The organism is Staphylococcus sp. Ze2, from assembly GCF_048568365.1.
GTDB lineage: Bacteria > Bacillota > Bacilli > Staphylococcales > Staphylococcaceae > Staphylococcus > Staphylococcus xylosus.
The window spans coordinates 2,021,704-2,034,030 of the sequence record NZ_CP183486.1 but is presented as its reverse complement, the minus strand read 5'-3'; the positions used below and the strand labels follow the sequence as shown (position 1 = coordinate 2,034,030).

The 12,327-nt window shown below is 32.7% G+C and carries 9 protein-coding genes and 1 riboswitch; of the genes, 5 read left to right on the top strand and 4 right to left on the bottom strand.

The features are described from left to right. Positions 1–1,368, top strand: a complete 1,368-nt coding sequence (gene ffh, locus ACM591_RS09555; RefSeq protein ID WP_029377491.1) for a signal recognition particle protein — start codon at positions 1–3, stop codon at positions 1,366–1,368. A 458-nt stretch (positions 1,369–1,826) separates the two neighbouring features. Here ffh and ACM591_RS09550 read toward each other — a convergent pair whose 3' ends face one another. Together ACM591_RS09550 and ACM591_RS09545 are read right to left on the bottom strand one after the other, a co-directional pair. Continuing rightward, the gene (locus ACM591_RS09550) at positions 1,827–3,128 is read right to left on the bottom strand and encodes an LLM class flavin-dependent oxidoreductase (RefSeq protein ID WP_029377490.1); all 1,302 of its coding nucleotides are present in this window, start codon (positions 3,126–3,128) and stop codon (positions 1,827–1,829) included. Positions 3,129–3,148: 20 nt separating this feature from the next. Next, positions 3,149–3,901 carry a 3-oxoacyl-ACP reductase gene (locus ACM591_RS09545; protein WP_029377489.1) on the bottom strand — a complete coding sequence of 251 codons (753 nt, stop codon included), beginning with the start codon at positions 3,899–3,901 and terminating at the stop codon, positions 3,149–3,151. 108 nt (positions 3,902–4,009) lie between these two features. Then, positions 4,010–4,108: riboswitch (TPP riboswitch) on the bottom strand. A 213-nt stretch (positions 4,109–4,321) separates the two neighbouring features. On the opposite strand from ACM591_RS09545, the gene rpsP reads away from it, so the two are divergent. The 4 genes from rpsP to rplS all read left to right on the top strand — a co-directional run bounded on the left by rpsP (position 4,322) and on the right by rplS (position 6,527). Further along, the gene (rpsP, locus tag ACM591_RS09540) at positions 4,322–4,588 is read left to right on the top strand and encodes a 30S ribosomal protein S16 (protein WP_029377488.1); all 267 of its coding nucleotides are present in this window, start codon (positions 4,322–4,324) and stop codon (positions 4,586–4,588) included. 242 nt (positions 4,589–4,830) lie between these two features. Then, positions 4,831–5,337: a ribosome maturation factor RimM gene (gene rimM, locus ACM591_RS09535; protein WP_029377487.1), complete on the top strand. Its 507-nt coding sequence runs from the start codon at positions 4,831–4,833 to the stop codon at positions 5,335–5,337. Continuing rightward, positions 5,337–6,074: a tRNA (guanosine(37)-N1)-methyltransferase TrmD gene (trmD, locus tag ACM591_RS09530; protein WP_038678365.1), complete on the top strand. Its 738-nt coding sequence runs from the start codon at positions 5,337–5,339 to the stop codon at positions 6,072–6,074. The genes rimM and trmD overlap by 1 nt, the downstream gene beginning before the upstream one ends. A gap of 102 nt (positions 6,075–6,176) precedes the next feature. Beyond that, positions 6,177–6,527: a 50S ribosomal protein L19 gene (rplS, locus tag ACM591_RS09525; RefSeq protein ID WP_029377484.1), complete on the top strand. Its 351-nt coding sequence runs from the start codon at positions 6,177–6,179 to the stop codon at positions 6,525–6,527. A gap of 408 nt (positions 6,528–6,935) precedes the next feature. Here rplS and ACM591_RS09520 read toward each other — a convergent pair whose 3' ends face one another. Both ACM591_RS09520 and ACM591_RS09515 read right to left on the bottom strand, forming a co-directional pair. After that, complete coding sequence (locus tag ACM591_RS09520) at positions 6,936–9,581, bottom strand: YfhO family protein (protein ID WP_326026844.1); 2,646 nt, start codon at positions 9,579–9,581, stop codon at positions 6,936–6,938. 41 nt (positions 9,582–9,622) lie between these two features. Continuing rightward, positions 9,623–12,202: a YfhO family protein gene (locus ACM591_RS09515; RefSeq protein ID WP_232164449.1), complete on the bottom strand. Its 2,580-nt coding sequence runs from the start codon at positions 12,200–12,202 to the stop codon at positions 9,623–9,625. Positions 12,203–12,327: the final 125 nt, after the last annotated feature.

The following is a 12,327-nucleotide window of genomic DNA, read 5'->3' as shown; positions in this document are numbered from 1 at the left end:
ATGGCATTTGAAGGATTGTCCGATCGTTTGCAAGGAACGATGCAAAAAATCCGTGGTAAAGGTAAAGTCACAGAAGCGGATATTAAATTGATGATGCGCGAAGTTAGATTAGCATTATTAGAAGCAGACGTTAACTTTAAAGTCGTTAAAGATTTTATCAAAACTGTATCAGATAGAGCACTAGGTTCAGATGTAATGAAATCATTAACACCTGGACAACAAGTAATTAAAATAGTGCAAGAAGAACTGACTCAATTAATGGGTGGGGAAAATTCAACCATTACAATGGCTAATAAACCACCAACAGTAGTAATGATGGTTGGTTTACAAGGTGCAGGTAAAACAACAACTGCAGGTAAATTAGCGTTGCTAATGCGTAAAAAGTATAATAAAAAACCGCTGCTTGTTGCAGCAGATATATACCGTCCAGCCGCAATTGATCAATTACAAACTGTAGGTAAACAAATTGATATACCAGTATACAGTGAAGGTGATCAAGTAAAGCCACAACAAATAGTTGAAAATGCTATTAATCATGCTAAAGATGAACATTTAGATTTTGTAATTATTGATACAGCAGGCCGCTTACATGTCGATGAGGCCTTAATGGAAGAATTGACAGACGTTAAAGAAATTACAAAACCAGATGAGATCATGCTTGTTGTTGATGCGATGACAGGTCAAGACGCTGTTAATGTAGCACAATCATTCGATGAACAGCTTGACGTTTCAGGCGTAACACTGACGAAACTAGATGGAGATACCCGTGGTGGTGCTGCATTATCCATTAGATCCGTAACTCAAAAACCAATTAAATTTGTAGGTATGAGTGAAAAACTCGATGGTCTAGAACCATTCCATCCTGAACGTATGGCATCACGTATCCTTGGTATGGGAGATGTATTAAGTTTAATTGAAAAAGCGCAACAAGATGTTGATGAAGATAAAGCGAAAGATTTAGAGAAAAAAATGCGTACTTCATCGTTTACATTAGAAGATTTCTTAGAACAATTAGACCAAGTTAAAAATCTAGGACCGCTTGATGATATTATGAAAATGATACCAGGTATGAACAAGATGAAAGGCATGGATAAATTGAATATGAACGAAAAACAAATCGATCATATTAAGGCGATTATTCAGTCTATGACACCAAGCGAACGTAATGAACCAGAGAAGTTAAATGTATCTCGTAAAAAACGTATCGCTAAAGGTTCTGGCCGTTCAGTTCAAGAAATAAATAGACTAATGAAACAATTTAACGACATGAAGAAAATGATGAAACAATTTTCTGGTGGCGGAAAAGGCAAAAAAGGTAAGCGTAAGCAAATGGAAAATATGATGAATGGTATGAATTTACCATTTTAAAGTATGTTTCTTAAAAAGTTTAATCTAACAATAATTCAAAAAGTAGTAATCCACATCGAAAGCGTGGATTACTACTTTTTTTGTATTGGTTTTAGAGCGTAGACAAACTTTAGCAGAACTATCAACTAAAGTTTGTTTATATTCTTATAGCTATTTTTTCATAATAGGAACGGTCTTTCAGATTAAAGTTGGTTCTATTATCAATTGATTTATTCAAAACAATCTCACATAACCACTGTTTAATTTATATGTACTATCATCTTTATACTATTATTTTAGTAGTGATTTGGCATGACTCTTAAGGGGAGAATACAGGCTAAGGCAGTGTCTGTGGTAAGCGTGCACAAAAAGCTGCTTACAAAGTTGAAGGATTTGTCGATGATATGAAACCACTTATATTTCGGCGATTTTGCTTATAACAAACGTTTTGAAAAGAATACTCCAATAAAAATAAATTATTAATGAATACCTATGTTTTCCCTAAATGTTTTGCCTTCGTATTCAGTTCGGTATAAACCACGCTTTTGTAATTCAGGTACGATATCATCGACGAAATCTTGTAAACTATTTGGGAACACTGGAGGCATTAAGTTAAAACCATCTGCAACCCCCTCATCGAACCAGCGTTCCATTTCATCCACGATGTCCTCTGGTGTACCGATAAGTGTTAAATGTCCACCACCTGCGCTTAAATAGCCTAGTAATTCTCGTAATGTTGGATTTTTATCTTTGATAATTTCTAACACAGTTTGATAGCGTCCTTTAGGACCATTAAAAGATTCTGCGGGTGGTAATGATGGAACAAGTTCATCTAAATCCCAATTATGACAATCTTGGCGAATAAAAAACTCTAGTTGATTTAAAGCTGTATCAACTTCTAAAGATTCATCAAGTTGTTGTTTCTTTGCATATGCTTCTTCATATGATCGTCCAACATATGTTACTAAACCAGGGAATACTTTCAAAGTATTTTCTGGCTTTCCCTGTTGTTTTAATTTTTGATTTAATTTCTTTTTAAAATTGTTTGCTTGATCAAAATTCCAAGCGACAGCATAGACTGCGTCTGCGTATTTAGTTGCCAATTCGATACCAGGATCCGATGCACCGGCTTGCATTGCAATTGGTTTTCCTTGAGGGCTACTTGGTGTTGTTAGTGGTCCTTGAACATTGAAATGTGCACCTTGGTGATTGATAGGGGCGATTGCAGAATTATTAATTAAACTATTTTCTTCTTTATTATGTAAAAAGTCATCAACACTCCAAGATTCAAGTAATTGATTCATCACTTGAGCGAATTCATCTGCTTTTTTGTAGCGTTCTTCATGTTCAGGTAAATGATCCATACCATGGTTTGCAGCTTCTAAATCTGTCATCGAAGTTACCAAATTCCAACCAGCGCGACCTTGACTAATGTGATCGATGCTCAGTAGTTGTCTAGCGGCTGTAAAAGGGTTAGAAAATGTACTAGATATTGTAGCAACTAGTCCAACGTGTTGAGTAACTTGCGATAATGCTGTTAAATTAACTAAAGGATCGAACCAAAATGCTGGCATATCACTTTTAGATGTGGCAGGAAACGATTGATTGTCAGCGAAAAATACAGCATCAAATAACCCTTGTTCTGCAATTATTGCTAACGATTGATAATATGTAATATCACCAATACGTTCAACGCTTGAATTAGGCATGCGCCATGCAGCTTGATGATGACCACATCCATAGATGAGTACACCGATGTTTAGATGTTTTGTTTGTGTCATAAATAACTCAGTCCTCCTTATTAATTCATTGTTAAGCCGCCGTCGACTGTAAAATTCTGCCCTGTGATGCCATCAGATTGATCCGATACGAGATATGCAACCATATTAGCTACATCTTGTGGTACGGTAACTTTTTTGAGTGGTGTTGTTTGAGCAATTAAATCAAAGACCTCAGTTGTTGTAGTTGCACTTGCATCCGTTGTTTTTAACAAACCACCAGATACTATGTTTGATGTGATACCATATTGTCCTAATTCTGCAGCTAAATTACGTGAAAATCCGATCAATCCAGCTTTAGCTGTTGTATATTCATGATAAGGGACGACAGGATTTTGAAATAGATTAGTACCAATTGAGATGATGTTACCTTTTTGTCTTTGGATGAATTGAGGTATAACGCTTTGACATATATTGAAAGCTGATTTTAATGTACCATCAATTTGTTGCTGATAATCTTCCCATGACAAATCGGCAAATGCTTTTTGTTGAACAGGATCAAATTTAAATCCAACTAGTGCATTATTAATTACAACATCTATCTGGCCAAAATATTGTGTAGCTTCATCAACTAACCTGTCAATTTCATTTCGTTGTGTCACATCTGCTTGTAAAGCAATTGCTTGTCGAGTTCCTATTTCATCAACAAGTTTTTGTGCAGCGGCTTCACTTTTATGATAGTTTATAACAACGTTATGGCCATGCTGAGCTAGTGTTTTTACTATGGTTGCACCTAATCCACGACTACTGCCAGTTACTATTACGTTTTTGTTCATTATATACACTCCTTAATTTTCCATAAAAAAAATACACAACCCTTCAGAAAGAAAGTTGTGTATTAGAAATATCAACATATATGTAGTGATTCAAAAAGTTTTTGAAATATGCTAGACTTCACACTTTCCTCCGCTAGTTCAAACTAGATCAGGTTCAAAGGGTTTGAGTCAGACTCATCTCAGTTAGAAACACCCCTAGTGCATTCGTTATTTAATTTAATTTCAATGTATATTTTTTAGTGAATAATGTCAAGTTTAGGATAATTTAAAATTTTATACGATATCATTTTGAGTTGGAGAAAAGAAATTTGTAGAATATTGAAATTGGTAAAGAAGAAACTCTTTACAAAGTTGGGGATTACTGTTATTATTATTTCTTGTAGAAAATAAAAACTATGAAAATTAAAGGAGCGAATATAAATGGCAGTTAAATTACGTTTAACACGTTTAGGTTCAAAAAGAAATCCATTCTATCGTATCGTAGCAGCTGATGCTCGTGCACCACGTGACGGTCGTAATATCGAACAAATCGGTACTTACAACCCTAACAATGTAAATGCACCTGAAGTTAAAATCGACGAAGAATTAGCACTTAAATGGTTAAAAGATGGTGCGAAACCAACTGATACAGTTCATAACATTTTATCAAGAGAAGGTATCTTGAAAAAATTTGATGACCAAAAATAATTTTTAACCTAATATACATTGTGTATATTTCTAAGAGTACCTCCAGAGGTGCTCTTTTTTTATTGAAAAATATCAAATATAGTTGAACAAAAATAAAAAATGAAGTCATATTATAGAAGCTTTATTTTTTATATGTAATGAGACACAGTGATTGAACTTACGTGTTATAATAGGCTAATAAAATAGCGAATATACATAAACAAATATGAATGAAATAGCCAAATTATTATGGAGGAACATATATGAAAGTTGAAGTAGGGAAGATTGTAAATACACATGGGATTAAAGGAGAAATTAAGGTGAAATCTAATTCGGATTTTACTGATATACGTTTTCAGCCAGGGGAAACCGTTGAGATAGAGCGTAAAGACAAAGAATCATTAACATTTACGATTGCCTCGTACAGAATGCATAAAGGACTGCATATGTTAACATTTGAAGGAATTAATAATATTAACGATATTGAGCATCTAAAAGGAGAAACGTTAGTTCAAGAACGTGACCATGAGGAAATTGAATTAGGAGAACATGAATATTATTATTCAGATATTATTGGTTGTACGGTCTTTGATGAAGAAGATAGTCCAATTGGTCGTGTTATAGAAATTTTTGAAACAGGAGCCAATGATGTTTGGGTTGTTAAAGGAGATAAAGAATATTTAATACCTTATATTGCAGACGTAGTTAAAGAAATTGATGTCGAAGGTAGACGTATTCAAATCTCCCCAATGGAAGGATTGTTAGATTAATGAAGATTGATTATTTAACTCTATTTCCAGACATGTTTAATGGCGTGTTAAATCATTCTATACTGAAGCGTGCTCAAGAAAAAGATGTGTTACAAGTCAATACTGTAGATTTTAGACATTTTGCAGAAAATAAACATAACCAAGTAGATGATTACCCATTTGGTGGTGGACAAGGGATGGTATTAAAGCCTGAACCCATTTTTAATGCGATGGATAGTATCGACAAGACAGCTGATACAAGAGTTATACTAATGTGTCCTCAAGGACGTCCATTTACTCAAGCTATTGCTAACGAACTTAGTCAAGCAGAGCATATCGTTTTTATTTGTGGTCATTATGAAGGTTATGATGAGAGAATTCGTGAACATTTAGTAACGGATGAGATTTCTATGGGGGATTATGTATTAACTGGTGGAGAACTGCCAGCAATGGTAATGACTGATGCAATTGTTAGACTAATTCCTGGTGTATTAGGTAATCAACAATCACACGAAGATGATTCGTTTCAAGATGGTTTGCTAGAATTCCCTCAATATACAAGACCGCGTGAATATAAAGGGATGGGTGTTCCAGATGTATTGTTGTCAGGTAATCATGCAAATATTGAAAAGTGGCGTCATGAGCAGAAAATTATCAGAACTTGGACGAAGAGACCAGATCTTTTGAATTACGATACAATGTCACAAGCAGACAAAGAGATTATAGAAAGATATAAAAAGCATTTGAAAAAAGACTGACTATGTGCTAACATATTTTAAGTGTGCGACACACGAAAAATCACTATGATCCGCTGCTATATTTTGTCAAGGCAAGAACATAGGTTGAAGGAGAGAAAAATAATGAGCAATCACAAATTAATCGAAGCAGTAACTCAATCGCAATTACGCACAGATTTACCTTCATTCCGTCCAGGTGACACTTTAAGAGTGCACGTACGTATTGTTGAAGGTACACGTGAACGTATCCAAGTATTCGAAGGTGTAGTAATCAAACGCCGTGGTGGAGGTATTTCAGAAACTTTCACTGTACGTAAGATTTCTTCAGGTGTAGGTGTGGAACGTACATTCCCATTACACACACCAAAAATCGAAAAAATTGAAGTTCCACGTCGTGGTAAAGTTCGTCGTGCTAAATTATACTACCTACGTGAATTACGTGGTAAAGCTGCTAGAATTAAAGAAATTCGTTAATCAGCATAATAAGCATAAAAAAAGCGGTCCTCTTTATGAGGATCGCTTTTTTTGTTTACTGACAATGAGAAAGAAGAACATAAATATACAAGATGTAATTCGTTATTCAAAGAGTACTAGTTAACATTTGTGGGATAAGATGTAAGTATAAACAGAATATATTTTTAATTATGGTTAGTTATTTCAATGTATAACATATAAAAATCTTGAAACTTTTACTGAGATTAATAGAGCTTAAATAGAGACTACGATCTCTAAATATCCATTTGGACCTACACAAGCTGTATATAGATAGTAAATATTCTTATAGTTACTAAAAAGTAGCGTTTTGTATACTAGCTAAATGAGTAATGTTTTAATATCGATGTGCCAATACAAAATAAAGAAATTTATTTTGTATTGGCACTTTTAATGATATTTTCTACCGCGTATATTATTTTTAGATTTATTTCTTAACCACCATAAGAAGACAATGCTGGAAATTACGCCAAAAAGAGACAGCGTGATTAATAGTATGGTGTGCGGTGGTGTATATTTTAAGGTGATTGTTTCTTGACCTTTCTCAGTAAGAATCACCGTCATAATACCGTTACCTTGTTTGACAGGCAATTCTTGTTTGCCCGAAAAAGCTTTCATACCATTACGATAAGCCATAGGAAGTACAATGTATCCTTCATCTTCTTTGTGCTTAGTTACTGTATAGCCAGTACGTTGTTGAGAAACTTTGACTGGATTTAAAGATTTTGTAGCGTTACGTAACGTTTGATAATCTTCACCATAAATTCCTTTGATATTAAATCGATACTCACCTTTAGATAGTTGAATATTTAAATCTTTATTTGCTTTAACACGCATGGTTACTGGTGTAACAAAGCGTCTATATTTGTAGCTTAATTCATTGCGTTGTTGGCTATATTCGTTAACGCTAACATCATGTGCTTTGTTAGGTGAGAGCAACTCTACATCCATTTCGACATACATATCTTCGTATTTGTCGGTAATAGATTTAGGTAAATGATAACTTATGCCTCCATTGTCTTTAGAAACGATTAAATGATTATCTTTATCTCTATGAGCGCTGCTAAATGTTGATGTCGCATCTGCTAATAAATTTTTATTGGCTGTGAATGTTTGATTGGATGAAACGCTACTATCATTTAATACAACGCCTTGTAACATGGCTTGCTCTCTGTCTAATGGTGATTTAAGGTCTTTGGAATCGAAAACTTTATCCGTGATGTGTGCGCTCGGGTATGCTACTTGATTTGTAGAATGTAAAAATGATTCTTCTTTAGAATGTTCAACAGTGCTTTCGTGTTTAAAACCGTAAGGGATATTTAAATCATTTGGACGGCGTATACGATCTTGTACATTCCATAAAGCCATTAGATTAGCGCGATTAGATAATAAACGATACGTACTATTTTTATCAGTGTGCATGTTGATTTGTAAAGTTTTATCGTAATATTTTAAGATATCACCATCGAATATACTTGAATATAACGCTGTGCCATTAAAATGATATAGCATCGGCGAATTCAAACCGTATTGCGACATATAATCAATTCGATTTAATGGATCGTCATTATGTTGCCGATTAATCATATTTATTTTTTTAGTTAACGCAGGACTTTTATATTTAGCATCGTGCATAGCTGAAATTGTTGATTCGTAGTTTTTAACGTTATTAAAATGATTGTTAGATAATATAAATGCTTGCTGCACAATAAACAAGCATAAGGTGGTAAATATAACCCATCGTTGTTGCAATAGATCTTTTTTAAGCAATGTAACTGCTATGAAAAGTATTAGTATTAAACATATGCCCATCCATGAAATTTTTTGATCAGTCACAACAAATGACATAGTGCCCATAATTATAAAAACTGGTAAACAGGAGACGATATAAGATTTTAGATTTAACTCAGAAAGATGTTGAATAAATAAAGCAATCAATCCTGATGTTGTTAATGCGAAAATATAAATCCATCTCCGTTCAGGAGTTGAAAAACCATTAAACATACTATCGAAATAAGGTGTTAATGAACCAATTAACATAACCCATGTTGCAATTGCAAAAAATCTAAAGTAATAGTGTTTGTAAAGTTTGAAAGAAAATAAAGCAATGATAGTGATCATCGATACTGTAATGTAAAATCCATTGCTAAAAAAGTTTTTCTGACGTGCAAAGTCTGTAAATATTTCTATACTAAAATGTGGATTACTTACTCTGTCGTTATTAAGAAATGAAGATACTCCAGTATAGAATCCCCAAATACCAATTAATGTGCTCAATATAACTGCAATAGGAATCATCCACAATTGCTGCTTGCGAGAAACTATATCTGTTGGATGTGGGAATATAAAACGATAAATTACATAAGCTAATATCACAATCGCTTCATAATAACTAAAATAAAAATTTGAAAAAAGTGTTAAAGCTATTGCGAAAATAAAAAGACCAAATTTTTTTTCTTTATAAAAACGTTCAATGCCTAATAATGATAATGGCAGAAAAATTAGCAAATCGCCGTAGTAAGACCACGTAAAATTAAAGTATATAACTGTTGTAGAAGCTCCGTAGAGCAATGCAGCTAAAAATATTGAATAACTTTTAAACTTTAAATATTTAAAGTAATAAAAAGTTATAACAAAAGTTGCTACGCCTTTAATAAAGGCAACGATTAACTGATTACTGGCCCAAAAAGTAATTTGACTTGGGTTACTATTAAATATTACTTCCGACAACCATACAAATATAAAATTAATATATGTAAAGGGGGAGGTTGAATAGTAATAAGATAAATCTTGTACAAAATCGCCCCCAAGTCCAAATGAATGATCGTATGCGCTTTTGAACTGGCTAAAATGTTCATATAAGTACATTTGAAAAGGCATCATTTGTCTATAACCGTCACCAGAACCACTAAAAACAACGCCTTGGGTTAGGTAACGATAAATATAAGGTGTGAATGTAAGAAGTGCAACGAAAACACCCATCGAAATAATACATAGTAATCTTGTTGTTTTATTGGACCAAAGCTTACGAAACATGGTCATACCTCATCTCTGACAAACTCCTTTTATATAGTAATTTATTTGTTTTTTAATTTTTTACGAATTAACCAGGTAATTGTAGTTAATACAAATATAGCGGAAATAATTATCATGGTATACCAATATTTAGGGCGATATTTGATAATTATTTGCTTCGTATCTTTATTTACAGAAACGCCTGTCATCATATAGTTTACTTTAAATGGCGCTGTTTTTTTACCATCAATATAAGCTGTCATACCGTCACGATATGGAATGTTAATAGAAGTAATTCCTTTTTGATGTGAAGCTAAGTCAACTTTGACACCGTTTTTAATATCTTGATAGTTACCTATATTGGTTTTTGAGCCATGGGCAGATTGTAATTTATGGTAATTTTCCCCGTGAAAACTTTTGATATCTAGTTGATAATTTCCAGTTGGACTGAGATTAATATTTATGTTGCCCTGTTCATCTGGTTGTGTTTTATAAAGTTGAGTATCTACGCCTGTTCGATACGTAGAATTATTAAATAATCGATGATTTGCATAGTCATTTATATTTACAGTGAAATTACTATCTGGGTAACCGCGTTTGACTTTTAAAGTTAAATAAAAATCATTAAAACGTTGTCTCAGGTGATCTGGGATGTGCAACTGAATTTGACTATCATCGTTATTAAGATGTATACGATGCCCGTTCATCTTATTTATATTGTTATATGATATTTGAGTTTGGTTTAATAAATTTTTTGAAGTGTCCGTATATTCTTTTCCTTCACCATTAACTACAACGCCATCAATCATGGCATGTTCTCTATCGATAGCTGTATTAATAGAGTTTGAATCATAAACTTGATTAGTTACACGAACGGACGGAAGGTTCAATGTATTTTCATAAATTTGATACTGTCCTTCGGTTTTTACTGTCTTGAAAAATGTTGGCACGTTATTTTGATAATCTTTAAGCATTAAATATTTGATTGAAAATAAGCTGTTAATATTCTGACGTGCATTGGTAGATTGATACCTACTGACTGATTCCTCTTGCATATTAATCTTCAACTCATCATAGTAGTAATCTAAAATGTTATGGTTAAAAATACTTGAATAAATACTCACGCCTTTGAAATGTTGATACATAGGTGTATTATCTTGTTCATTAACACGCCAATCAATACGTTCATCCTCAGATTTATGATGGGTCATTTGTGATACTAATTGTCGTTGAAGAGGAGTATTAAAAAGACTGGCATTAATATAATTTTTATTAGCTCGTTCAACATGGTCTTCAAAGTAAATTTGATTACGGATGAAGACAAATGAAATTAATGAATTTAGAATCATAATAGAAATAATAAATAAATATGTTAATTTAACACGTGATTTTGCATCATTGACTAAAAGGATCAGAAAGCCAATTACGCTTACGATAGGTGTAAACCACAACCACGAAACAAAGTCATTATAGTACCAAGCACTGATAAATAGATAACTTAATGCAACTATAGATGACAAGATATAATTTTTTAGTGATAGTGTTCGAAAATATTTGATGTAGAGACTAACTAAAACTGCAGCATTTAATGCAATAAGAAAATGCCATCTCTTTTGGGGCGCAGAAAATCCATTAAATACTTGGTCGATAAATGGAATGAAACTTGCGCCAATAGATACAATGGTAAATAATGCAAATAATTTAAAATAATAATGCTTATATAATTTAAACGATAATAACGCTTGTAAAACAATAAAAGATAAAACAATTAAATAGTTATCGTAAAAAACATTTGTATTCTGATTAAAAGGTTCAAACAAATCAACTTTGCTATCAAAAGGTATACGTCTATTGTTAAAGAAACCTTGGACGGCGTGGAAAAAAATAAACAAACTACAGCCTAAGGCAACGAAAGATGCTAAAGTCAACGACAAAAATGCTTTGAATTTAGGGACTAAATCATTTTTATGTCTGAATAAGAGTCGAATTGATAAGTATAAAACACCAGTTAATAACTGATAATATGCAAAATAAAAATTATTAATTAGTGAAATAGTAACAATTAATATAAACCAACCTATTTTCCCGTTTTTGAGGAAACGTTCTATGGACCATAACAATAGTGGAAGCCATATAAATATATCGCTAAAAAATGGCCAGTATACAGTGAACCTAAAGTAAAGCGGTGATATAACAAAAATAAACGCAGCAAGTATAGCGATATTGCGATTAAATGAAATTTTACGCACAAATATAAAGGTTCCTAGCATAGCAATAGCAGATTTAACGATTGACACAATTAGGGCATTTGTTGTCCAAAATAAAACATCTGAAGTGTTTAAAGGAATGAAAATTTTAAGTAGTACAATGACCGCTACATTTAATATAAAAATAATGTTGGTGGAGAAATAGTAGCTTAAATCAGTGAAAAAATCTCCCCCTAAACCGAAGTCAGAGGCGTAAAACCAATTCCCCTTACTCCAATTATCAAATAAGTACATTTGAATTGGCACCATCTGTTCTATCCCATCATTAGGACCAGTAAACAATACACCATCATAAACGTATCTATAAATAACATAACTATGTCCAATAATTGCTAATATAATAAACAAACAGACGTACAATAATTTAGGTTTCATAGGTAATCTCCTATATATGTATTAAATATAATTCTATTGTAACGATTTTTTGCGAATTTAGTTTAAAAAGACTATATATTTTATGTGAAATTAATCTTTTTAATATATATATCTTAATTTTCTCA